This window comes from Rhizobium sp. NFACC06-2 (assembly GCF_900101425.1).
Taxonomy (GTDB): Bacteria; Pseudomonadota; Alphaproteobacteria; order Rhizobiales; family Rhizobiaceae; genus Agrobacterium; species Agrobacterium leguminum.
Genome location: NZ_FMVA01000023.1, coordinates 41,346 through 62,005 on the forward strand (window position 1 = coordinate 41,346; position 20,660 = coordinate 62,005).

At 57.3% G+C, this 20,660-nt stretch carries 28 protein-coding genes; 6 read left to right on the forward strand and 22 right to left on the reverse strand.

The genetic code is table 11. The annotated features are described in order from the left end of the window. Positions 1-2: 2 nt before the first annotated feature. From F3H58_RS25180 to F3H58_RS25190, 3 genes are all read left to right on the forward strand, one after another. Entirely contained in the window at positions 3-344 is a 342-nt protein-coding gene (locus F3H58_RS25180; protein WP_149744196.1) for a carboxymuconolactone decarboxylase family protein, read from the forward strand. Between the two features lie 187 nt (positions 345-531). Continuing rightward, positions 532-831 carry a hypothetical protein gene (locus tag F3H58_RS27630; protein ID WP_080830426.1) on the forward strand — a complete coding sequence of 100 codons (300 nt, stop codon included), beginning with the start codon at positions 532-534 and terminating at the stop codon, positions 829-831. Further along, the gene (locus F3H58_RS25190; RefSeq protein WP_080830425.1) at positions 831-1,262 is read left to right on the forward strand and encodes a type II toxin-antitoxin system VapC family toxin; all 432 of its coding nucleotides are present in this window, start codon (positions 831-833) and stop codon (positions 1,260-1,262) included. The genes F3H58_RS27630 and F3H58_RS25190 overlap by 1 nt, the downstream gene beginning before the upstream one ends. 121 nt (positions 1,263-1,383) lie before the next feature. On the opposite strand, the gene F3H58_RS25195 is transcribed toward F3H58_RS25190, so the two are convergent. From F3H58_RS25195 to F3H58_RS25220, 6 genes are all read right to left on the reverse strand, one after another. Continuing rightward, positions 1,384-1,773 (reverse strand): RidA family protein, encoded by a 390-nt coding sequence (locus tag F3H58_RS25195; RefSeq protein WP_080830449.1) that lies wholly within the window; start codon positions 1,771-1,773, stop codon positions 1,384-1,386. Positions 1,774-2,014: 241 nt separating this feature from the next. Continuing rightward, complete coding sequence (locus tag F3H58_RS25200) at positions 2,015-2,773, reverse strand: alpha/beta fold hydrolase (RefSeq protein WP_080830448.1); 759 nt, start codon at positions 2,771-2,773, stop codon at positions 2,015-2,017. A 109-nt stretch (positions 2,774-2,882) separates the two neighbouring features. Beyond that, positions 2,883-3,617, reverse strand: a complete 735-nt coding sequence (locus tag F3H58_RS25205; protein WP_371507035.1) for a L,D-transpeptidase — start codon at positions 3,615-3,617, stop codon at positions 2,883-2,885. Beyond that, positions 3,614-4,144 carry a VOC family protein gene (locus tag F3H58_RS25210; protein ID WP_044460072.1) on the reverse strand — a complete coding sequence of 177 codons (531 nt, stop codon included), beginning with the start codon at positions 4,142-4,144 and terminating at the stop codon, positions 3,614-3,616. The genes F3H58_RS25205 and F3H58_RS25210 overlap by 4 nt, the downstream gene beginning before the upstream one ends. Positions 4,145-4,209: 65 nt before the next feature. Beyond that, on the reverse strand, positions 4,210-5,058 hold the full coding sequence (locus tag F3H58_RS25215) for an alpha/beta fold hydrolase (RefSeq protein ID WP_149744177.1): 849 nt from the start codon (positions 5,056-5,058) through the stop codon (positions 4,210-4,212). 47 nt (positions 5,059-5,105) lie between these two features. After that, positions 5,106-5,930 (reverse strand): oxidoreductase, encoded by an 825-nt coding sequence (locus F3H58_RS25220; RefSeq protein WP_149744178.1) that lies wholly within the window; start codon positions 5,928-5,930, stop codon positions 5,106-5,108. Between the two features lie 108 nt (positions 5,931-6,038). On the opposite strand from F3H58_RS25220, the gene F3H58_RS25225 reads away from it, so the two are divergent. After that, complete coding sequence (locus F3H58_RS25225; RefSeq protein WP_149744179.1) at positions 6,039-6,902, forward strand: LysR family transcriptional regulator; 864 nt, start codon at positions 6,039-6,041, stop codon at positions 6,900-6,902. Positions 6,903-6,968: 66 nt separating this feature from the next. On the opposite strand, the gene F3H58_RS25230 is transcribed toward F3H58_RS25225, so the two are convergent. The 7 genes from F3H58_RS25230 to F3H58_RS25260 all read right to left on the reverse strand — a co-directional run bounded on the left by F3H58_RS25230 (position 6,969) and on the right by F3H58_RS25260 (position 12,073). Further along, positions 6,969-7,265 carry a chorismate mutase gene (locus tag F3H58_RS25230; protein WP_149744180.1) on the reverse strand — a complete coding sequence of 99 codons (297 nt, stop codon included), beginning with the start codon at positions 7,263-7,265 and terminating at the stop codon, positions 6,969-6,971. A 41-nt stretch (positions 7,266-7,306) separates the two neighbouring features. Continuing rightward, entirely contained in the window at positions 7,307-7,891 is a 585-nt protein-coding gene (locus F3H58_RS25235) for a DUF308 domain-containing protein (protein ID WP_149744181.1), read from the reverse strand. Positions 7,892-8,166: 275 nt separating this feature from the next. Next, on the reverse strand, positions 8,167-8,943 hold the full coding sequence (locus F3H58_RS25240) for a molybdopterin-binding protein (protein WP_080830442.1): 777 nt from the start codon (positions 8,941-8,943) through the stop codon (positions 8,167-8,169). Further along, a complete protein-coding gene (locus F3H58_RS25245) occupies positions 8,940-9,794 on the reverse strand; it encodes a cytochrome b/b6 domain-containing protein (protein WP_149744197.1) in 855 nt (284 codons plus the stop codon). Before F3H58_RS25245 ends, F3H58_RS25240 begins: the two co-directional genes overlap by 4 nt. A gap of 110 nt (positions 9,795-9,904) precedes the next feature. Beyond that, complete coding sequence (locus F3H58_RS25250) at positions 9,905-10,531, reverse strand: hypothetical protein (RefSeq protein WP_149744182.1); 627 nt, start codon at positions 10,529-10,531, stop codon at positions 9,905-9,907. Between the two features lie 68 nt (positions 10,532-10,599). Continuing rightward, a complete protein-coding gene (locus F3H58_RS25255) occupies positions 10,600-11,190 on the reverse strand; it encodes a TetR/AcrR family transcriptional regulator (RefSeq protein WP_149744183.1) in 591 nt (196 codons plus the stop codon). Positions 11,191-11,245: 55 nt separating this feature from the next. Continuing rightward, a complete protein-coding gene (locus tag F3H58_RS25260) occupies positions 11,246-12,073 on the reverse strand; it encodes an oxidoreductase (protein WP_149744184.1) in 828 nt (275 codons plus the stop codon). A gap of 76 nt (positions 12,074-12,149) precedes the next feature. On the opposite strand from F3H58_RS25260, the gene F3H58_RS25265 reads away from it, so the two are divergent. Then, positions 12,150-13,076: an AraC family transcriptional regulator gene (locus tag F3H58_RS25265; RefSeq protein ID WP_502706429.1), complete on the forward strand. Its 927-nt coding sequence runs from the start codon at positions 12,150-12,152 to the stop codon at positions 13,074-13,076. A gap of 70 nt (positions 13,077-13,146) precedes the next feature. On the opposite strand, the gene F3H58_RS25270 is transcribed toward F3H58_RS25265, so the two are convergent. The 7 genes from F3H58_RS25270 to F3H58_RS25300 form a co-directional block, all read right to left on the reverse strand. Next, positions 13,147-13,836, reverse strand: coding sequence for an aspartate/glutamate racemase family protein (locus F3H58_RS25270; protein WP_149744186.1), 690 nt, complete (start codon positions 13,834-13,836; stop codon positions 13,147-13,149). A 180-nt stretch (positions 13,837-14,016) separates the two neighbouring features. Next, positions 14,017-14,772, reverse strand: coding sequence for an SDR family oxidoreductase (locus tag F3H58_RS25275; protein WP_149744187.1), 756 nt, complete (start codon positions 14,770-14,772; stop codon positions 14,017-14,019). Between the two features lie 116 nt (positions 14,773-14,888). Further along, the gene (locus F3H58_RS25280; RefSeq protein WP_149744188.1) at positions 14,889-16,319 is read right to left on the reverse strand and encodes an MFS transporter; all 1,431 of its coding nucleotides are present in this window, start codon (positions 16,317-16,319) and stop codon (positions 14,889-14,891) included. Positions 16,320-16,398: 79 nt separating this feature from the next. Further along, positions 16,399-17,082 carry a TetR/AcrR family transcriptional regulator gene (locus F3H58_RS25285; protein ID WP_286170097.1) on the reverse strand — a complete coding sequence of 228 codons (684 nt, stop codon included), beginning with the start codon at positions 17,080-17,082 and terminating at the stop codon, positions 16,399-16,401. Between the two features lie 9 nt (positions 17,083-17,091). Further along, on the reverse strand, positions 17,092-17,319 hold the full coding sequence (locus tag F3H58_RS25290) for a hypothetical protein (protein WP_286170098.1): 228 nt from the start codon (positions 17,317-17,319) through the stop codon (positions 17,092-17,094). A 188-nt stretch (positions 17,320-17,507) separates the two neighbouring features. Then, a complete protein-coding gene (locus tag F3H58_RS25295; RefSeq protein ID WP_149744189.1) occupies positions 17,508-18,155 on the reverse strand; it encodes an NrsF family protein in 648 nt (215 codons plus the stop codon). Then, on the reverse strand, positions 18,148-18,687 hold the full coding sequence (locus F3H58_RS25300; protein WP_286170099.1) for a sigma-70 family RNA polymerase sigma factor: 540 nt from the start codon (positions 18,685-18,687) through the stop codon (positions 18,148-18,150). Before F3H58_RS25300 ends, F3H58_RS25295 begins: the two co-directional genes overlap by 8 nt. Before the next feature lie 192 nt (positions 18,688-18,879). Between F3H58_RS25300 and F3H58_RS25305 the strand changes: the two genes are divergently transcribed. Beyond that, the gene (locus F3H58_RS25305; protein ID WP_149744191.1) at positions 18,880-19,665 is read left to right on the forward strand and encodes an alpha/beta hydrolase; all 786 of its coding nucleotides are present in this window, start codon (positions 18,880-18,882) and stop codon (positions 19,663-19,665) included. A 349-nt stretch (positions 19,666-20,014) separates the two neighbouring features. On the opposite strand, the gene F3H58_RS25310 is transcribed toward F3H58_RS25305, so the two are convergent. Both F3H58_RS25310 and F3H58_RS25315 read right to left on the reverse strand, forming a co-directional pair. Then, on the reverse strand, positions 20,015-20,197 hold the full coding sequence (locus tag F3H58_RS25310; protein WP_149744192.1) for a hypothetical protein: 183 nt from the start codon (positions 20,195-20,197) through the stop codon (positions 20,015-20,017). Positions 20,198-20,306: 109 nt separating this feature from the next. After that, positions 20,307-20,660 (reverse strand): integrase core domain-containing protein (locus F3H58_RS25315; protein WP_149744193.1); only part of this gene is annotated, 354 nt, incomplete at its 5' end.

Sequence of the window (20,660 nt, forward strand, 5' to 3'; positions counted from 1 at the left end):
ATATGCAGGACTGGAACGCCTATCGCGACGCGCTGATCAGCCGGGTTGGCGACTTCGCCAAGCTGAGCCCGGACGTGCTCCGCGGCCTGAACACGATCGAAGGCAGCGGCAACAAGACGGGTCGTCTCGAGCCGAAGATGCACGAGATTATCGCCCTCGCCGTAGCCGTTACTACGCGTTGCGATGGCTGTATTGCGGTTCATGCCAAGAAGGCCATCGAGCTCGGTGCGACCGAGGGCGAGATTGCAGAGGCCTTGGGTGTCGCGGTCGCACTCAATGCCGGAGCTGCCCTGACATATTCAGCTCGAGTTTTCGATGCGATCGCAAGCGTTCCGCAGAAATGAAGAAAACACCGGGCGCGCCTTTCGGCGCGCTCGTACTTGTAAGTTAACGCCTTGATGGGAATCGAACCGTCAACCCCGCAATTTTCCTCAGCTAGTTCACGCCCCATGCATTCAACATTAGGTCCAATAACACTTGCAGAAGAATACGTCTGCCGCTACATTACTGGATATATATCCGGAGGGTTCGATGGCAAGTTCTCAGACACGTGCAATTCAAAACTATAGGAGCCGCCTAGGCGACCGCGGCCTTGCTCGTTTCGAGGTGCTCGGACGGGATAGCGACCGGAGCCTGATCAGATCATTAGCGCGCCGGTTAGCGGAAGATGGCCCGGAAGCAGCCAGCTTGCGCGCCGTCGTGAGCGAAACGCTTGCCGGAGAGCCGCCTATAAGAGGGGGTATCCTTGCAGCTCTCCGCCGATCGCCCCTTGTTGGAGCAGAACTCGAAATCTCACGTTCCCGCGAAGGAGGTCGAGAGATCGATTTGTAATGCGTTATCTGCTCGACACGAATATTCTTAGCAACATTATAAAGCCCGAACCGTCAGCGTCACTACTAATATGGATGGCGGAGCAAGCTGACGCTGACTTATTCATCGCATCGCTCACCATCGCTGAAGTACACCGAGGAATTCTGGAGAAGCCGGCGGGCAAGAAGCGTGCCGCTCTCGAAACCTGGTTTGCCGGTACTGAGGGGCCACGCGCACTCTTTGCAGGACGCATACTTTCGTTCGACGAAAAGGCCGCGCTCATCTGGGGGGAGTTAATGGCACAAGGAAAAGCGGCGGGCCGCCCAAGAAGTGCATTGGACACGATTGTCGCGGCCATTGCCCAGTCCAATGGCTGTATTGTGGTGACCGACAATGAGCGAGATTTTCAGGGGGTCGAAATCATCAATCCTCTCCGGCACACCGCAATCTAAAACGGCCAGCAGCTTTACGCTCTTGACCGGAATCGAACCGATATCCACCGCTCCGATACACTGAGATGCTGTAACTTGTATGCTCAACGTGGAAAGGTGCGTTCGCGGCATATCGGTTCCATCATCGCTTTACGGCAACACATTTCACCTCAGCGAGAAGTCCCTGGTGCGCGAGTTCAGAGACACCTATCCGGGTCCACGCATAGGTTCCCTTCGGAAACACCTCGTTTTTGACAGTCCGGAACACGTCCATGTGCTTGGACATTTCGACGTGATAGCTTGTCACTTCCACGATGTCATCAAACGTGCAGTGAGCGGCTTCCAGAACCATCCGTAAATTGTCCCACATAGCTCTGAATTGCTCTGAAGGATCGTGAATGATGTCGAGATCCTTGGTCCGCCCAACTTGGCCGACGACGTAGATTGTGTCTCCGACTTTAACCGCGGGCGCATAGCCTGCTCGGCTGACGATCTCCTGCATCTCGTCGGGTATAATGATCTCTCGATCCATAGTAGTCCTCGCAATCTTTGCTGGTTACTAGCGGCACTGATACAAGCGGCGCGAATTTTCAAGCTCCGCTGGATGAAAAAGTAAATACGGCCAGCGATGTCGGGCAGTCCTTCACTTCGCCCCGGCACGGCTCTTTCCCGGGCGCAGGTACGTTTCTCAAAATAGTTGGGTTACGTCCCCGGACGTGACCCAACTAGCAAGTTCATCGAGACAAGCGCCTTTTGCAGAATGAATGCCGCCACTACTTGGCAGCTTCCGCGGCCTCCTCGATCACCTTCGCAACTGCAGCCGCCTGCGAGATATAAATAGCGTGACTACCGTCGATCTCCGTCACAGTTGAACCGGAGCGCTTGTACATCCAGCGCTCAAGGCCCGGATTGATCGTCATGTCATCCTTCGCAACAATCCCGTAGCTTGGCTTGTCGTGCCAAGCGGCAATAGACACCGGCGCACTGGTGGCCGCGACGGCGACAGGCATCTGAGACCGGGCCATAAACTCGCCCTGCTCTTTGGGTAGATCCGCCCCGAAATCAGCTGCGAACTTTGCCGGGTCGATAAGCAGGAAGCCATCCTTTGTCGGCTTGATATCGTTGGTGGGTGACGGCATCGATTGGAGCAGTTGTGCGGTGCTTTCGCCCTTGTCTGGCTGCAGTGCCGCAACATAGACTAGTGCCTTGACCTTGGGATCATCACCTGCTGCCGTGATGATCGTGCCCCCATAGCTGTGGCCGACGAGAACGACGTCCCCGTCCTGCTGATCAAGCACGCTCTTCGTGGCTGCAACGTCCTGATCCAGGCTTGTCAGTGGCTGCTGGACGATGCTGACATGAAAGCCGTCGCGGGTCAGGATGTCATAAACGCCGCGCCAACCCGAACCATCCACGAGCGCGCCATGGACAAGCACGATGTTGCGCGCGTCCGCTAAGGCTGGGGCTGTTAGGGCAGCGGAAGACAGAAGCGCGGCAATGAGGCCAGCGGCCGCTTTACTGAAGTTCGACATGGTCGGTTGTTCCTTGAGTTTTGTGCGTGAAATAACTGAGGCTTTGAAATCGCCTGAAGGATATGTCTCTCCCCCTATCCGAAGGAGAGACGAACGTGATCGCTTGCGCTTACTGCTTGACGACAATTGGAGCCTTAATCGGCACGCGTTCATAGAGGTCGATAATGTCCTGGTTGAGCAGGCGCACATATCCGGAAGAAACTGCCTTGCCAATCGAGCGCCATTGCGGATTGCCGTGCAGACGATAGAGTGTGTCGTGGCCACCGGAGAAGATGTACAGCGCTCGCGCACCCAGCAAATTTTTCAGGCCCGGCTCCATGCCGCCATTTTCGATCGAATATTTGGCCAATTCCGGCTGGCGGGCGACCATCTCGTTCGGCGGCTTCCAACGCGGCCATTTCTGACGCCACTGAATGATGCCGTTGCCCTGCCAGGCAAAGCCATCGCGCCCGATCCCGACACCATAGCGCATCGCGGTCCCGCCCGGCTGGACGAGACAGAGGAAGCGGGAGGGGGTGTCGACGACGATCGTGCCGGGCGCCTCGCCAGTCGGGTCGAGGACCTGCTGGAGATAGTAGCGCGGATCGATCTGCTTGTAGGGAACCGCCGGGATTAGAAAGCCGCCATCCTCGGTAGGACCGTACATGACAGCCAGTTCGGCATCTGTCGGCGCAGGAGCGATGTGGACAGAGCCGATCGGTTCCTGGAGAGGCGTCGACTGTCGCCCCACCATCCGGCCCGTGCCGGGGGTGGAGACGCACCCTGCCAGGGCCGAGACCGCAGCCATCGCCGAAAGCGACAGGAGGCTGTGGCAGGATGACGAGGTATCAAAGCTCACCCTCATTCCTCATCCTGCCATCTGCGCAGATCCGTCTGGTCATGATAGGCCATGCGATCAGGCGTGGTGATAAACTCAATCATCGTGCCCCACGGCGCTCGGCAATAGCAGACCCTGTTTCCAGGACCTTTTTCGGTTGCGTAGGGAATAGCTCGTGGTGCCGTAAGGGCTGTTCCGCCAGCCTTCTCAAAGCGCTGTACCGATGCGTCGATGTCGTCGGTATAGACACCAAAATGCGTGATGCCGAAGTCGCTCGGTGTAACCGGTTGCGCTTGTTTGGGGCCGTGCATTTCAAAGAGCTCGATGTCAGGCCCGGTTCCGATCTTGACCATCGCCTGCGCACGCACAACCGTTCCCGGGTAAGCACCAGTGGCCCGCTCGAACTCGGGTCCTTGCCTGGCCGGATCCTGCGGCCCGAACGATTGGTAGATCACCTGGCCGCCAAAGGCTTCCACCAGGAACGATTTTGCCGCTTCGATGTCAGGCACCGTGATGCCGATGTGATTGACGCCGCGAATGACAGGTGCGGTCATGACAATTTTCCTTTCTTGTTAAATCGATGAACGCGATCGAGCTCAATTTGCCCGCATCGCAGAGTTCACTTGGCCTTGAGGAAATCGATGAGAGCAGCGGCCACTTCATCCGGGCGCTCGTCCGCCACATAGTGACTGCAGCGGGCAATCGAGCCGCCCGTTACATCTGTGGCGAACTCCTTGAGCATCGCGACCATATGAGCACCGAAACGCTGCTCGCCGCCGAGACCTAAAACCGGAATCTGGAGCCGTTGCTTTTTGTATTCAAGCGCGGCCGCATGGTCGGCGGTCAGTGTGCGGTACCATTCCATGCCACCGCGCGTGCGACCAGGAAGTGCCATTGCTTTCGCATAAATGTCGATATCTTCAGGATCAAACGTGCTGTGATCGTAAAATCGCTCCGCCATGAAGGCCGAAACATAGTCATGTTCGCGGCCATAAATCAGGCGTTCCGGCAGATCCCGATTAGCATGGAACGCGAAGTGCCAGATCTTCGCCGTTGTCGCCTCCCACTGGCTCCAGCCAGGAAGCGGAACATCGAGGACGGCAAGGTGAGTAACCGCATCTCGATAGATAGCGGCCTGCGGAAGCGCCACCATTCCGCCGATGTCATGGCCGCATACGGCATAGCGTTGATGCCCAAGGGCAATCATGACCTCGTGCGCGTCGCGCGCCATCGTCGTCTTGTCGTAGCCGTCAAGCGGGCATTCGGAAAAGCCTGCGCCGCGTAGATCAATCGCCACCACGCTGAACTGCTCCGCCAGCAGCGGCATCACATGGTGCCATTCCCACCATGTTTCCGGCCAACCGTGAAGCAGAAGGATCGGGGGGCCGGAACCGCCTGTGACGGCATTGATCTTGATGCCGTTCACCGGCACCAATTGCTGGGTAAACCCTTTTAATGTTGGGATCATGATGACTTTCCAATCGATGTGACGTTCAAGCAGAGCTAGCGAACAGATCAGGGCTGATCGAAATCGGTGGCGATCGAGATGTCGCGCCAGGTGTCGATATCGCGGCGAAACGAAGCCAGCTTTCGCTCAGCGATCGCATGCGCAGCGGGACCGAGCGGCAGATGAAGCGGGGCATCATCCGCATCGACTGCCTGCAGCATCACCGCGATCGCCTTATCGGGATCGCCCGCCTGATTGCCGTCGTTGGTTTCGCGATAGTGCCTGCGCGAACTCGCGGCGTATTCGGGCATCTCCTTGGCCGCCATCGTGATCGAACGTCCAAGGAAGTCGGTCCGAAATGGCCCAGGCTCGACGATCAGCACGCGGATGCCGAACGGCTTCAGCTCGCCGGAGAGTGCTTCGGAGACCCCTTCAACCGCGAACTTGGCTGCATTGTAATATGCTGCGCCGCCACTGCCCGCGATCCCTGCGCCAGAAGACATATTGACGATCACTCCGCCCGAACGTCGCAGTGCAGGCAAGGCTGCTCTGGTGGTTTCGATAAGACCGAAAACGTTCACCTCGAACATCGGTCGATATTCTTCGGGCGTGCCCTCCTCGAGCGCGCCAAACAGTCCGTAGCCGGCATTGTTCACCAGCACGTCAAAACCACCAAATGCTTCGACGGCCTTCGTGACCGCGGCATTGGCCGCCGTCGCATCTGTCACGTCGAGCGGCAAGGTGATCATACGGCCATCGAATGGCCGAGCCATTTCTTCGATCGAGTTGACGTTGCGGGCCGTCGCGACAACCTGATCGCCCCGCTGTGCTGCAGCGATCGCGAGCCGTTGTCCGAAGCCGCTCGAGCAGCCTGTGATGAACCAAGTTCTCATGACGTTTCTCCGCTTGTTTTCGAAATATGAGTTGAATTTAGATGTTTATATTTGTACTTGAAGTGACAGTTTCGTATTTTCAATGTTCATTTTTGTAAGGGATTGGTCGTGGAATGGAGTGACGTAAAAATCTTCCTTGCGATCGCGCGATCCGGCACGCTCGGCGGCGCTGCGCGTGCTCTTCATACAAGCCATCCGACCGTCGGCAGACGACTGCGTGCCCTTGAGGAGGCGATCGGCCACACGCTCTTCCAACGGACCGCGGACGGTCTCGTACTCACCGAGGAAGGCCATGGGATCATCGCTCTGGCAGAGCAGATGGAAGAAGGCGCGCTGGCCATGGAGCGCCGGCTCGCCGGGCAGGAGCAGAACCTCAAAGGCAATCTGCGCATCTCGTCAGCGGACTGGTTCGGGGCCTATGTCCTGCCTCCCATCCTGGCAGATTTCTCCAAAGCCTACCCCAATGTAGACGTCGAAATCCTGACCGGTACTCGCCTGTTCAACCTCGCACAGAGGGAGGCCGACGTCGCCTTTCGCATCGTTCCGTTCGACACTGCCGATATCATTCAGCGGCGGCTCTTCCGGCTTGGATACGGCGTCTACATCGCCGAGCAGTCGCCTGATCCGAAATATGGCGACGGGACTGGCTTCCGGCTGATCACCCACGATACGTCGACCGGACAGTTCCCCGATATCGCCTGGCTCATCGAGAGCTTCCCAAACGCGAGACCCGTCCTGCGATCGAACAACCGCAATGTTCAGGGACGCATGTGTCGGCAGGGCGTTGGGATCGCCGTCCTGCCCCTCGTAGTGGGCAATCATATACCGGGTATCCGCAGACTGGACCTCCCGAAGCCCCCGCCGGCGCGAGACATCTGGATGGGATATCACCGGGACCTGCGACGACTTCAGCGTCTTCGGGCGTTTATCTCGACCGTCTCGGACCACCTCACGAATGCCTCTGCATGGTAAGCCGCCTTAAGAAGATCGATTTCCTCCGCCAATCGACGGCCACGGTCGGACAAGCGCGACACACAATTACTTCCCGGCCGCAATCTCGTTGTGCCGCTCCACCACGGCGCCTACGATCATTGTCATCAGAGCTCCCACAAAGTGCCGACTGAGGCCAACCTCATTGGCGATGCTCATCAGTCGATCCAATTGGCGTCGCTCTCGCTCAGTATCGCTCGCCGGCATTGACTGTTCGGCTTTCAAGTGGCCGACTTGCTCGGTACAGCGAAAGCGTTCAGCCAAGATATAGAGGAGAGATGCATCCAGATTGTCGATGGTCCTCCGATAGCAAGCAAGTTCCCCTGCCGCATCATCTGTCGTCATTTGAGTATCTTCCAAGCGGTTTGATTAGCCCGACGTAGCGCTTATGCGATGGGACGCAAACTGCGACGCGACAGCGCGATCGTGAGCCAAATTGCCGAAACCAGGAAGTAGAATGCACCGACGCCAGCGTAACCCGCAACCGTGGAGATAGAAGGCTCCTGCGGCATTTGCGCCTGGAAGATGAAGAGCGCGCCGGCTACAGCGGATTGGCCGCCGCTCAAAACCATCGCCCACTGACCTCCACTCGTTCTCCAACGCCGCACGGCAGTTCCAAGCTGCAACAGCCCTGAAAAGATCGCCCATAGACCGAAGGCGCCGAGAACCCAGTTCATGTTCATTGTCAACGCCAGAACCACGGCTATCGTCATAACCGAGCTCGCGGCGACGTTGATCGCTTGGCTCCGGTTGGCGGCAAGACCACCGTTCCTCGCGGCATCGATAACGTTGGCGACTGCATCCCAAGCGGGGTAAATGATCAGCAGTGCGGCAGCCACCGCAAAGGAATGTTGTCCGGCCGTCAACGCAGTCGCGACCCACAGCGATGAGAAGGCCGCTCTGGTAAAGTAATACTGCTTGAGCCACTGGTCGTTGCCGCGCGCGGCACGGGAGGTCTGGTTGTTCGACATCGTTTTCTTTCACTTTCTGAACTGGTTGTTTAATGGTTCGCGCAAGCGTCGTCAGATGAAGGCTAAATGCTTGCCCAAGAGGGTGTTCTCCTCCCATTCAGTACGGCGGATCCGATCGCTTTGCCGGAGAGTTTCCCGGCTGACATTTCGGGACTATCGAGGTCCTGGCCGTCGCGAGAAGAAACCGTCGTCCCGCCGCCGTGGGCAACGCTTGATGCCCATGCCTTTCCGAAGGCTCATGGATTGTTTTCCTGTGGTTCACCATTTCGATTACCTCAGATGCCGGCGTACCACTCGTAGCCACGGTCTTCCCAATAGCCGCCGTTCCCACCCCACAGCCCGGCGAAGCTGTCGACCAGTTCGATGCGCATGATGTATTTTGCCTGTTTGTAGCCAAGTTGTCGCTCGACCCTGAGGCGCAAGGGCGCGCCGTGGCCGACGCTGAGATCCTGGCCGTTCATCTGGTAGGCGAGGATGGTTTGAGGATGGGCCGCATCGATGAGATCAATGCTCTCATAGTAACGACCGCTTCCGTCGAGCGTCTTTTCGAGTTCGTCGGCACAATGCAATACGACGTAGCGCGCCGTTGGCTTGACCCCGGTGAGGCGCAACAGGTGGGAGAGCGGGACGCCTTTCCATTTACCGATCGCACTCCAGCCTTCGACGCAGTCATGGCGGGTAATCTGGGTGCGGAAAGGAAGCGCCTTCAGACCAGCGAGTGAAAACGTCTGAGGTCGATCAACAAGACCGTCGATCTTCAGTCGCCAGTTTGCGAACTTGCCTTCCAGCAGCTCCGCATATTCATCGCTGTCGGGAGCACTCGTTCCATTGACACGGAAGGAGGGGGAAATGTCCTTTTCGTCAAACTCGCGCGCCAGTGAATCGCGCCCCTGAAGCAGTCTTTGGGCTTTTATGGTCAGATGCTCAGCTGAGCGAAGGACTTTTGCGACGTCTGCGTTCTGGTCCAAGAGGTCGCAACCCGAGAGAGTAAGGGCGCTGGCCCCGAGCGTGCCGCCGATGAGAAAGCGGCGTCGGGTGAAAAGCTTGCTCATGATTTCGGGCCTTTCTCCTGGATCGCATAGCGTCCGGTGATCATCGAGCGGATGTTGTTCCAGGTCCCGGACAGGACTACCATTGCCACATGCACGATGACGAACAGCACCAGAGCCGATGCGGTGATAAAATGAATGGTGCGCGCAGATTGACGTCCGCCAAAAATCTCGACCAAGGCGGGGAGAGCGGCATCGACACCGGGCGACATGGTCAGGCCTGTGAGAACCATCAGAGGCAGGAGGACGACAATAACGGCCAGATAGGTGAGCTTTTGAAGCGCATTATAATGCCTGGCCTCCTCCCCTTCGGGAAAGCGGAGACGGGCGTGGTCCAGAACCTCGCGGCCGAGATGGCGGGGCGAGAGTTCATCCGCCGTCGGCGCCAAATCTCGCCTAAAATGTCCGCTGAGCAGGCTGAAGCTCAGATAGAGAATGCCGTTGATCACAAATAGCCAGGCAAAGAAGAAATGCCAGCGACGTCCGGCCGCGAGATCCTGGAACGAGGGGATTGTTGCCCAGGCCGGAAAAGCGCGCTCAGTCGGCTCCCCATCAACATTGGAAACACCGAGGACGCCGGTTGTAGGGATTTGTAGCCCTGCGACACGCAAGAAGCCGCTTGGCGTGCCTGCATCATCGTCGGAGCCGATTGTCAGGACGGCGGGGTCGCCGTTCGCGCCGTAATGACCCCAATAAAGCTCCGGGTGGGCGTTGAAGATCTGCAGCCCGCTCAAAAGAAGGAAACTCAGGCAAAGCATGTTCAGCGAGTGCGTGACACGGGTCACAACCGAGTGCCGGCGGATGAAGATCGTCCGAGGATATTGAACATTGTCATTGGAAGCGTTTGCACTCATCTCAACGTCTTTCATCTGTGGCATTTTACGGCTGAAGATCAAGCAGCGTCGATCTGTAGTCGCTGGCCGAAGCAGTAAGGCGGCTGCTCCGGCCAGTGACGGCGTGGTCTTCACATGGGTGGAACCACGCCATTCTTGCCGACGACTACCTGGTGGGCGATCGGGCCTGTTGCAGCCTTTTCGGCGGTGATAAAGACAACGGCGCCGGGAACGAGATCATCCTTGGTGGCTCCAGCGATGGTCACGACAGGTGTCCCATCCGGAATGGCGATCTTCTTTTCCTTCCCATGATAGGTGGCCGTGACGGTCCGGCCATCAACGTCCTTGACGGCATCCGCGACCGTCGCATTGGTCATGCTGCTGTCGGGCTTCAGATCCCAGCCGTAGCTGCCTTCGCCAAGGCCTTTCATAGCCGGCGGGAAAATGAGGACCTCAAGCGCTCCATCGCCGCCATCGGCCTTTGGCAGGGATGCAATACCGACGAAATCGCCTGGCTTGATGTCTGTGACCTTTGCGTCCGCGACCCCTGCCAACTTCCAGTCGTCGGCAAGCGCTACATCAATGGTCTCACCCTCGCGCGTCTTCACTTTGAGCGTTGAACCCTGGTAGTCGACGATGCTGCCGCGGACATGGATTGGCGCGGCTTTCTTATCTTCGGCAAACGCGGGCGTCGAAAGGATTGTTACAGACAGGATGCTGGCCAGCCCGAGGGCCAGAGCTGAGAAAACATTTTTCACTTTGATCTTCCTACTAGTTGGTAGTTTTGAGGGACGCGGTTCACCCGGGTAGCCTTAGCCACACAGGATTAGTGAGAGACAGTCGGCGTAATGCGGTTGAGAGCAGGTGCAAGTATTGTCGAAAAGACCTCCGGTTTCCCGTAGGCTCTCGCCGAGAGCATCGCCCCATATACTGTCGCCAGAAATGATTCGGCTTCGACATGCGGTTCGCTCGTGAGACTGAGCGTCCCGCTTTTGTAGCCACGTTCCATGACCGCCGTCAGCCACGAGGAGATAAAGCGAAAGAATGCCGTCACCTCTGTTGCGACTTCCGGCGGAAGAGATGGCAATTCGCTGGCGAGCAAAGCACACACACAATAGGGCCTACTCGCATCCTCGATGCATTTGGCCCAGTGGTTCGCATAGATCTTGAGGATGTCCATTGCGTCTGGAACATTCTGTTCAAGGGTGACAACGCTCGCCTGACCGTCTTCCCGGTAACGCTTGACCAGCTCACGCACCAGATCGACCTTGCTGGGAAAGTGATGGTGGATGCTAGCCTTACGTATGCCGACCACTTCCGAGATATCTGCATAGCTGAACCCATTGTAACCTCCACTCATGATTAAGTTGCGCGCAGAGGCCAGGATTTCGTCAGAAGTATTCGAAAGATTGCTCATGACCTCTGTCTACCTTCTAGTAGGCAGGAGGTCAAGAGCAATCCGTCCTTTTTGTTTAGCCGTCCGTAGAAACTGTAAGAGCCTTCCAGGCGTCGAGTTCTTGTTGCAAGCGCTCGATCCGCGCTATCACGTGCTTGAGCGCATCGCTGCCGAGGAGGAGCTGCGGCGGGGGATTGGCGGAGGCGATGAGAGTAAGCACAGCGGTCGCCAGTTTTTGGGGATCGCCGAGCTGCTTGCCACTCACGGCCTGACGCGCCTTGCGGATCGGATCAAAAAGGCTATCGTAATCCGCAATCGACCTCTCTGTGCGGACCATCGAACGCCCCGCCCAATCTGTCCGAAATGAGCCGGGGCAAAGCGTTGTCACGTGAACTCCAAACGGCGCCATTTCCGACCGCATGACCTCGGAAATGCCTTGGAGCGCGAACTTGCTGCCGCAGTAATAGGCGATGCCGGGCATAGTGATCATGCCGCCCATCGACGTAACGTTCACGATAAAGCCACGGCGGCGCTCACGGAACCTTGGGAGAAAAGCCTTGGCGACCGCAACGGCACCAAACACGTTCACGTCGAACTGGCGGCGCATCTCCTCAATCGGCGATTCCTCAAGCACACCCTCGTGTCCGTATCCTGCATTGTTGATTAGGACGTCGACTGGACCGTGTTCTTCCTCGACTTGTCGGACGACGTCCGGGATTCGGTCGAATTCGGTGACGTCGCAAAGAACCGGATGTAGTGTCGGAAGAGTGTCCGCCAAGGCTTTGCGCGAGGCCTCAGAGCGGATGGTGCCGATAACCTTGTGACCGGCGTCAATAGCGGCAGTGGCGATCGCCAACCCGAAACCCGAACTTACACCCGTTATAAAAAACGTTTTTCTCGACATTTTCGAAACTCCTTGATTTATGCATGCTGACAGATAATCTGGTGGTTCTCTCAATTCGATTGCGAATCCTCTCGTTATTTTGCCAAATCCTATGATTTATGAAGAACCGTCCGTTGGCCATGACCGGCTTGTCGCCCTGGCCGGGCAACTTGCTCCCCGTCTCGGCTACAATCAGACGGCAATCAGTGGTGTGCGTATCCTGCGCACTGAAGCAGTCCTGAACGACGTTCCGGTTCTCTATAAGCCGGGGGCAGTCTTCGTATTACAGGGAAGCAAGCACGGCATCTTGGATGGGGAAGCCTACCTTTACGATGAGGATCACTATCTTGTCGTTTCGGTACCCGTTTCCTTCAGGATGACCTCCACAGCCAGTCCGCAGAGGCCGTTGCTGGCGATCTATTTCGAGTTCGACATGCAGGTGGCGGTAGAAATCGCCATGCAGGTCGAACAACATGCAGGTTCTCCGAGCGCCACACCGAAAGGACTATTCTCCAGCAGGATCGACCGCAGCATCAAGGACGTGCTGCTACGCCTGGTCGAGGCACTCCAAAGCCCGGCCGAGGTCGCTGTGATCGGAAGCTCCATCCTGCGCGAATTGCACTACCGCGTCATGGTCGGCCCGCAAGGCGGCGCGATGATCGCGGCCCTTCAGCGAAAGGGGGCGTCCGGAAAACTGGTCGAAAGCGTAGCGTGGCTTCGCGAGAACTACGGTTCTGACATCACTGTCGCGGATCTTGCCAAAAGCGTGGGCATGAGCGTCCCTTCGTACCACGTTCACTTCAAAAACCTGACCGGCTCAAGTCCGATGCAATACGTGAAGGCGATGCGACTCCACGAGGCGAGACTCATGATTGCGCGCCAGAGCGGGACCATTGCTGCCGTGGCTGCATCGGTCGGTTATGTCAGTCCCGCTCAATTCAGCCGCGATTTCAGACGGCATTTTGGGCGTACGGCATCGGAAGAGGTGAAATGGGTCCAACAGCACCTTGGAGAACAGGTTTAACCCTATTCGCCAAGACCTGAACCCAGAGCGCCTCGTACGACATATCCGCCGAGCCACAACCGGCAGCACATCAATCCAGCGCCGCCCTAAGAGCCGCTTCACAGTGAATGAGAGTCGTATCGAAGACAGGGACGGCGACATTATCCTGGTTCAACAGCATGCCCACCTCCGTGCAACCAAGGATCAGACAATCGCAGCCCCGATTGATCAGTCGCTGCGCGATCAATTCGTACGTCAAACGGCTTTCCTTGGTTACGACATCGCGGCACAGCTCGTCGTAGATGATGCGATGGGTCTCCGCTCGATCTCCGGCTTCAGGAATTGTCGGAAACAGTGCCCGGGCAGTCAGGCGATCGGTATAGAAGTTTTGCTCCATCGTGAAGGCGGTCGCCATCAGGCCCGGCTTGCGAAAGCCGCCGTCGAGGATTGCCGTCGCCGTGGCGTCCGCGATGTGTACGAACGGGATCGACAGCCCGGCCAGGATCCTGTCCGCCACCTTGTGCATGGTGTTCGTCGCCATGATGAGGAGCTCGGCGCCTCCACGCTCTAAAGCAATGGCTTTCTCATTCAGGATATCTGCCGCCGCGTCCCAATTGGAAGACACCTGCAACCTTTCGATTTCATCAAAGTCGACGGATCGTATCAGAAGCTCAGGAGAATGAAGTCCTCCCAGGGTCTCGCGGGTGAGTCTGCAGAGTTCACGATAATAAATCTGCGTCGAGGCGGCGGACATTCCACCAAGTATGCCGATGGTCTTCAAATGCTCTCTCCGGTTCCATCTGTTTCAGGTTCGCCCAAAATCATGCATGCAGGACAGAGGCGCGAAATCTCAAGGCTCGCGGTTCCAACGCCTGTATATTCCATGATTCTCCGCCTTTTTCGGTGCGGCTGAATAGATTGCGGTGCACGAGGCGTATGGTCCGCCGCCTCGTGCCGATGCTCAAGCGCTTATGCCGCCATCGACTAGGATGCCCGAGCCGGTGATATAGGCTGCACCGGGACCAGCGAGGAAAGCGACGGCCTCCGCCACTTCCTTGGTTCTGCCATACCGGGCGATCGACAGTTTTGGCAGGATGGCAGGCGCGAGAGCTCCGTCGGCAGGGTTCATCTCAGTGTCGATCGGCCCCGGTCGGACCAGATTGACGGTAATCTCCCTTGGACCCAGTTCACGCGCCAGGCCGCGCGTGAAGCTTTCCAGCGCTGATTTGGTCGCCGCATAAACCGCGATTCCTGCAAATGGAACCGCCAGACCCGCGTTGCTTCCGGTGCTGATGATACGGCCGCCATTCGGGATGTGTTTCAGCGCTGCCTGGGTGATCAGAAACACGCCGCGAACATTGACGTTTAGTTGCAGATCAATTTCCTCCAGTGGCTGTACCGCGAAATCTCCTGCGAAAAGGACGCCGGCATTGTTAACCAGAATATCGAGGCCGCCGAGTTCAGTCACGGTACGCTCGACGGTAGCCGTCGCGGCGGCTGTGCTTGCTGCATCGGCCTGAATGGCCACAGCTTTACGGCCCATAGTTCTGATCTCGGCGGCGAGAGCTTCGGCTTTTTCGGCCGATTTCTCATAGGTTATCGCAACGTCGGCACCATCTTTGGCCAGCTTCAGCGCGATAGCCGCGCCGATCCCGCGTGCTGCACCGGTAACAAGCGCGCGCTTACCCGAAAGAGGAAGATCATGGATGTTGTTCATGGCGGTTTTTCTCCGAAATAGTTTTGTTTTGAGCTGTAGAGAATGGTCCTCTTGTGGGGACCGACGTGGAGGCGGGAATGATCAAGCCGTCAATGCAGGGTTGGTCATTGATCCCGTCAATGCGCGTGCTCATCGACGCACCGCGTTGTTCGACGGAGGCCGGCGGAAAGCCATCCTGCGACGAGAAGACAGAGTGCGATTGCGATTGCTGCCACGCTATATGCCCGGCCGACGGATCCGGCATCGGTTGCAGACCCCAAAATCAAGAAGAACAGCCCACCAATGATTGCCACCGCGAATGCGCCGCCAATCTGAAGTGTGGAGTTGACGAGGCCGGAGGCCAGTCCAGATTGCGGTCTGGCGACGCGCTGCACTACGCTCTTCAGAAGGTTTGGAAGCGCGATCCCCTGCCCCGCCCCAATGAGAAAGAGCGCTAGAGAGAGGAACTGGGCATGATCACTTGAGATCAGGGCGGCCGTTGCAAACAGGCCGCCGGCTTGCAGCCCCATGCCAACGGCAGCGGAATATCTTCCAAAGAAGCGGAGGACGCGCTCGCTTGCAAAAGGGCCAAGGACAAAACCGGCTGCGGCAGGCAGGATGGCCAGCCCGGCTTCAAATGGCGTGCGGCCAAGGCCGCTCTGTTGATAAACCGAGAATACGAGCCAGAATGCCGCCAGAGAGTAGAAGAAGAAGGCAGCTGTCAAACCGCGCTTCAACCCCGAGACGTTCAGCAGGCTTGGTTCAAGGATAGGATTTCCGCCGGCTGTCTCGACGTTTCGCTCATGCCGCCAGAACAAGGCGAAAAGCACTGGTGAAGCACAGAGCATCAGAAGCAACCAGATTGGCCACCCCCGCTCCCGGCCCTCGATAAGCGGCGCGATCAGGGCAAAAAGCGCGAGCGCTATCAGCAAAGCTCCGCCCAAATCAAGATTGGTTGGGTGTTCCGAGCGGGTTTCGCGCAACATGAAGGTGGCCAGCGGCGCAGCGATCGCAATCACCGGGAGGTTGATCAGGAAAATGGCCCTCCATCCGAGGCCGAAGATATTCAGTGCGATTAGCGCTCCACCGAGAAACAGGCCAGCCATCGATGCAACACCAAATGTCAGGGCGTAAAAGCTGAGTGCCTTTGATTTCTCGTGGTCTGGAAAAATTGCATTGATCGACGCCAGCGCCTGCGGTGCCATGATGGCCGCGGCAAGCCCCTGAAGGATACGACCGGCGATCAACGCGGCTGGAGACCAGGAGAACCCGCACAAAGCAGATGCGGCTGCAAACCCGACCATGCCAGCCAGAAAGACATTCCGTCGACCATACAGATCTCCAAGCCTGCCCCCAGTGATCAGCATCACAGCATAGGTGGTGGCGTAACCGGAGATAATCAGCTGCATCGTTGATGCAGAGGCCATGAAATCCTCCCGGATCGAGGGCAGTGCCACATTGACAATGAAGAAGTCGAGCGGTGGCAAAAAGGCGCCGGTCAAAAGGATGACCAGTGCCATCCATCGACGTGGATCAAGTTTGTCATCGGGATTGCTGATGTCTTTCATAAGTGTCTCCACATCGACCAAAAAATCATCGATAGTTTGCTATGTTAAGAATTTGGAACTATTTGGTTCCAAATTTGGGTCACTCAAGCGCCCTCAGCGCCAAATCGACCATGGCCCTGGTTTCAGCGCGATCCGCTCCTGCCTTGGCCATAACCCGCATGCCCTGGATCTGACACACGAGCAACCTGGCGAGCGTTCGTTCATCCAGCCTTGGATCGATTTCGCCCAAGGCCTGGGCCCTTATGATCGCCGCCGCATAGAGATCCTGCAACCGTCTGAACAGCCGGGAAATACGTGGTGCGACCTCTTTATCCTCCGGAAGCATTTCGACAGCTGCAAAGACGACAAAGCACCCACGCAGACCTTCCGTCCCCGATGCTTGATCCACTTGTTGAGAAAAAGCGTCTCGAATTGCGGCTTTGGGCGACGGATTGGAATGCAGCGTTTCACCGACCGAGCGAACGGCGTCCTCGATGTAAGCGTCGAGGGCACGCAGATAAACACCTCGCTTGTCGACGAAAGCCTTATAAAAGCTGCCTCTGGAAAGCTCCATACCCTCAAGCAGGTCGGGAAGTGATGCATCGTGATATCCACGATCCCAGAATACCTGCATTGCTTTTCGAACTGCTTCATCGAGTTCAAATTCTCGAGGGCGACCAACGGACGCGGATATTTGAGTGCGCTTGACCATGGTGTTAATATGGAACCATTCAGTCCATAATACAAGCGATATTTTCGGAATAATGTGCCAAGCGTTCGGCACCCAAGTTAGTCAGCGACGCCGATCATTAGCCGCGGCGGCGTAATGCGCATCTACTGCGGCTTTCATCATCATCCAGCTTGGAAAATCCTCTGGGGACGGCATTTCGAACCGCGCATTGACAGGGCTGCCGTCCTCGTCGACCAAGCGCGACAGTGCCGCTTGTGCTTCGGCACTGATGGACTGCGGGGCTTGAATTATTCGTGAAGGGATGGCTGCACTGCGTGAGGAATTGCTCATTTCTGGCTCTGTCATGAACGAAGCGGCGACGATTTTTCTCTGCCCCGGGGACCGGATTGGCCCATCGACTTTAGACGGTCTGTCCGAGACATGAGATCGCTTCAGATTGGCGCCTGGGTCCACAGCCCGATGGCTGTCTGTATCCCGTTGCTTTCAAGGCAGAATAGCGTCTTCCCACACTGACCTTGCTACCACCTCAACAGTTTGGGCCCGATTAACGCTCCCAGTGCGGTTACACATGCAATGGCGATCGAATACCATACCGCCACAAAGGCAGCGCCATCGTTGAGGCAGGCGATGGTATAGGCGAGACCACCAACGGAACCTGCAAGGAAACCTGCAATAGCGCCTGCCTGGCTGAGCCGCGTGGGCGTTCCGGCCCGCATCGCAGAAAGAATAGCGGCGAGCGCCGGGATGGAAGCCATGATGATAGTACCCGCACAATTTAGCACCGAGTAGGTGTGAACCCCAAGCAAGGGAAAGCCGCTCCGATCAAACAGAGCTCCGATAAGCAGGAAGGCCAGTGCCGGAGCAAGAAAGATAACCGTGCGAGGCACCTGGCCCGGCTGGACCACAGTCCAAACAAGCTGAAACCCGCCGACAGCTACAAGAACCATGCCGATGACCTTGAACAGGAACGTCCATGTCGGGAGTATCTGCATGAGGTCGGAGCGAGGTCCGGCGATCATCACAACGACGCCAGTCGCTGCCAGGATCGAAAAGGCCAGCGCGACAGGAAGGACAATCGAGAAACGGAACGAGAGTGACGAACGTCTACCAGCTTGTGATGCAAGCCCTCGAATAAGATCGTCCGTTGGCTGTCGATTGTCATTCATGCCCGGGGCCTCTTCTCTGTCTTGCCGCCATCAGTTTCTTCAACGAGCGATGGAAGGCGACGCGCACCGCTCCCTCGGTGGAACCGGTACGCGCCGCGGCCTCTTTGGTAGAGGCACCCTCGAGCCCGATGGCTCGGACAGCAGCCTGTTCGCCAGGGGGCAAGGCGGAAATTAGTTTTTCGACATCTGCCGGATTGCGTTCAGGATCGAACACCTCGAATGAGAACAAGCCGGCCCACTGCTCCTCAGTCAAATCGACGCGTGTGCGTGCGTCCCGGCCCAAGCGCCGGCTGGCATCAATGATCTTGTAGCGCGTAATTGCGTTTAGCCAGGGAAGCAGAGACCGCTGCGTATCCCATTGGTGGCGACGGGAATGCACTGCTATGAGCACTTCCTGTACGACATCCTCTGCCTCGTAGAGACTGAAACCCATATATCGCAGATGCGCCTCGACGATCCGCCGCACCGAACCGGCGAAAGCCCTGAGAAACGCCTCGTATGCAGCGCTATCTCCAGTGCGTTCCGCGCGCATCGCTTTCGCCCATCTGTCTTCCCGTGTGTCCATGCACCTACGCTTTCGCTTGGACGAAACCCATTGTTACGTCCTATCGCGAAATTATTCGAATTTACGCGCCGATCACATAGGCGTGACGATGTAAGATCGGGGAATTCCCAACGAAAGACTCCTCCGAAGCATGTGCTTTACAATGAAGGGAAGTTCGGAATGATCATGAACAGGCGCACATTTTCAACTGCTATGCTAGCCGGCGCGGCAGCATCAATGCTTTCAACCAAAGGCATGGCCGCGTCGGCAACCGGCCGCCCAGAAAAGGCCCGTAACGTTGTCTTCGTCCATGGGCTATTCGCAGATGGTTCCTGCTGGAGCGAAGTGATATCGAGGCTGCAGCCAACGGGCTTGAACATCACATCCGTGCAGAACCCTCTGACCACTCTCTCGGAATCGGTTGCTGCTGCGGAGCGAGTATTGGCGCGGCAGGATGGGCCAACAGTATTGGTCGGGCACTCATTTGGGGGAATGATTGTAACTCAGGCAGGAATGCATCCTAATGTGTCGGCGCTCGTGTACGTCGCCGCCCGTGCACCCGACGCAAACGAGGATTTCGGCGCTTTAGCGAAAACCTTCCCTACTCCCCCCGCTTCTGCCGGAATTGTTTTCGACGGTGAGGAGGGAAGACTTAGCGAGAAGGCGTTCCTCGAGGACTTCGCCGGTGACATTCCCACGGCCCGCGCGAAGGTGCTGTATGCAACGCAGTATCCTTTCCAGAAGACGCTTCTCTCGGGCAAGGTCACCGAAGCGGCATGGCGCCATAAGCCCAGCTATTACGCGGTGTCTAGCGAGGACCGGACGATCAATCCAGATCTGGAGCGGTTTCTCGCGAAACGGATGGGCGCTAACACAATTGAATTGAAAGCTAGCCATTTATCGTTGATCTCGCATCCTGATGACATCGCCGATCTTGTCATGAAAGCAGCAGGCTACGCCGCCTAAACGGGACGGGCGACGACGTGGGTCTCGTGTGCATCAATCACCGCGAAGCGAGCACGTCATGCTAATGCCTGGCGACGAGTGCCAGACCCGCAATCGCGGAAGACGATAGCAGACAACTCCGTTGCTCTCCTCGGCTCAACGGAGGCTTCGGTGCCAAGTCCGAATTATCTGCGTCACCTCATCAGAGGTGACGTAGAGAACCTTGAGGATAATGCATATTCGTGCCCCAGCGAGAGCATGACTCTGGCCGCTCTGGCGGACGTTTCTTGCCGCTCTCGCAAGGGACCCGGGCTCCGGGTATGCTAGGTAGCAGTCATGGCCGTAAAATTCGACAGTCTCAGCGCATGTTTCAGGGCAACGTGGCAACGCTATAGCGCGTGGCTGGCATACCATTAAACATTGATTGAACCAGTCTGCTCGATGCTGCCTCGTAATCTTGTAAAACTGAAGCGTCTTCCAGCGAAGGTGCCGTGACCATTTCGCCTTGGTCCAGACCCGAAAGAGATGCGTCAACGCAATCTTCTGTGGACATAATCACTTCCTTCGGAACTGACGTCAGGCCCGCCCCCACAGCCCGGTCCCATCCTTCGGATTTTACGGCTTGAACCGCACCGGCTTTGCCGGAGACCGTTTGGTTTAAGTTATGCGGCCAAGGCTGGTGCGTCCAGCATGGCGTAGTATCGTTCCTCGGCCTCTGCAGGCGGAATGTTTCCAATGGGCTCCAGTAGACGCCGGTTGTTGAACCAATCGACCCATTCCAGCGTGGCGAACTCCACAGCTTCGAAGTTGCGCCATGGTCCTCGGCGATGGATGACCTCAGCCTTGTAAAGGCCGTTGATCGTTTCGGCGAGAGCGTTGTCGTAGCTATCGCCGACGCTTCCGACGGAAGGTTCGATACCTGCCTCTGCCAACCGTTCGGAATACTTGATCGACACGTATTGCACGCCCCTGTCGGAGTGGTGGATGAGCCCGCCGCGATGGACGGGCCGCCGATC

Coding starts and splice junctions, on each gene's coding strand:
- F3H58_RS25180 (WP_149744196.1), top strand. CDS start 3: ATGCAGGACTGGAACGCCTATCGCGACGCGCTGATCAGCCGGGTTGGC.
- F3H58_RS27630 (WP_080830426.1), top strand. CDS start 532: ATGGCAAGTTCTCAGACACGTGCAATTCAAAACTATAGGAGCCGCCTA.
- F3H58_RS25190 (WP_080830425.1), top strand. CDS start 831: ATGCGTTATCTGCTCGACACGAATATTCTTAGCAACATTATAAAGCCC.
- F3H58_RS25195 (WP_080830449.1), bottom strand. CDS start 1,773: ATGGATCGAGAGATCATTATACCCGACGAGATGCAGGAGATCGTCAGC.
- F3H58_RS25200 (WP_080830448.1), bottom strand. CDS start 2,773: ATGTCGAACTTCAGTAAAGCGGCCGCTGGCCTCATTGCCGCGCTTCTG.
- F3H58_RS25205 (WP_371507035.1), bottom strand. CDS start 3,617: ATGAGGGTGAGCTTTGATACCTCGTCATCCTGCCACAGCCTCCTGTCG.
- F3H58_RS25210 (WP_044460072.1), bottom strand. CDS start 4,144: ATGACCGCACCTGTCATTCGCGGCGTCAATCACATCGGCATCACGGTG.
- F3H58_RS25215 (WP_149744177.1), bottom strand. CDS start 5,058: ATGATCCCAACATTAAAAGGGTTTACCCAGCAATTGGTGCCGGTGAAC.
- F3H58_RS25220 (WP_149744178.1), bottom strand. CDS start 5,930: ATGAGAACTTGGTTCATCACAGGCTGCTCGAGCGGCTTCGGACAACGG.
- F3H58_RS25230 (WP_149744180.1), bottom strand. CDS start 7,265: ATGACGACAGATGATGCGGCAGGGGAACTTGCTTGCTATCGGAGGACC.
- F3H58_RS25235 (WP_149744181.1), bottom strand. CDS start 7,891: ATGTCGAACAACCAGACCTCCCGTGCCGCGCGCGGCAACGACCAGTGG.
- F3H58_RS25240 (WP_080830442.1), bottom strand. CDS start 8,943: ATGAGCAAGCTTTTCACCCGACGCCGCTTTCTCATCGGCGGCACGCTC.
- F3H58_RS25245 (WP_149744197.1), bottom strand. CDS start 9,794: ATGAGTGCAAACGCTTCCAATGACAATGTTCAATATCCTCGGACGATC.
- F3H58_RS25255 (WP_149744183.1), bottom strand. CDS start 11,190: ATGAGCAATCTTTCGAATACTTCTGACGAAATCCTGGCCTCTGCGCGC.
- F3H58_RS25260 (WP_149744184.1), bottom strand. CDS start 12,073: ATGTCGAGAAAAACGTTTTTTATAACGGGTGTAAGTTCGGGTTTCGGG.
- F3H58_RS25275 (WP_149744187.1), bottom strand. CDS start 14,772: ATGAACAACATCCATGATCTTCCTCTTTCGGGTAAGCGCGCGCTTGTT.
- F3H58_RS25280 (WP_149744188.1), bottom strand. CDS start 16,319: ATGAAAGACATCAGCAATCCCGATGACAAACTTGATCCACGTCGATGG.
- F3H58_RS25290 (WP_286170098.1), bottom strand. CDS start 17,319: ATGAGCAATTCCTCACGCAGTGCAGCCATCCCTTCACGAATAATTCAA.
- F3H58_RS25295 (WP_149744189.1), bottom strand. CDS start 18,155: ATGAATGACAATCGACAGCCAACGGACGATCTTATTCGAGGGCTTGCA.
- F3H58_RS25300 (WP_286170099.1), bottom strand. CDS start 18,687: ATGCGCGCGGAACGCACTGGAGATAGCGCTGCATACGAGGCGTTTCTC.
- F3H58_RS25305 (WP_149744191.1), top strand. CDS start 18,880: ATGATCATGAACAGGCGCACATTTTCAACTGCTATGCTAGCCGGCGCG.
- F3H58_RS25310 (WP_149744192.1), bottom strand. CDS start 20,197: ATGTCCACAGAAGATTGCGTTGACGCATCTCTTTCGGGTCTGGACCAA.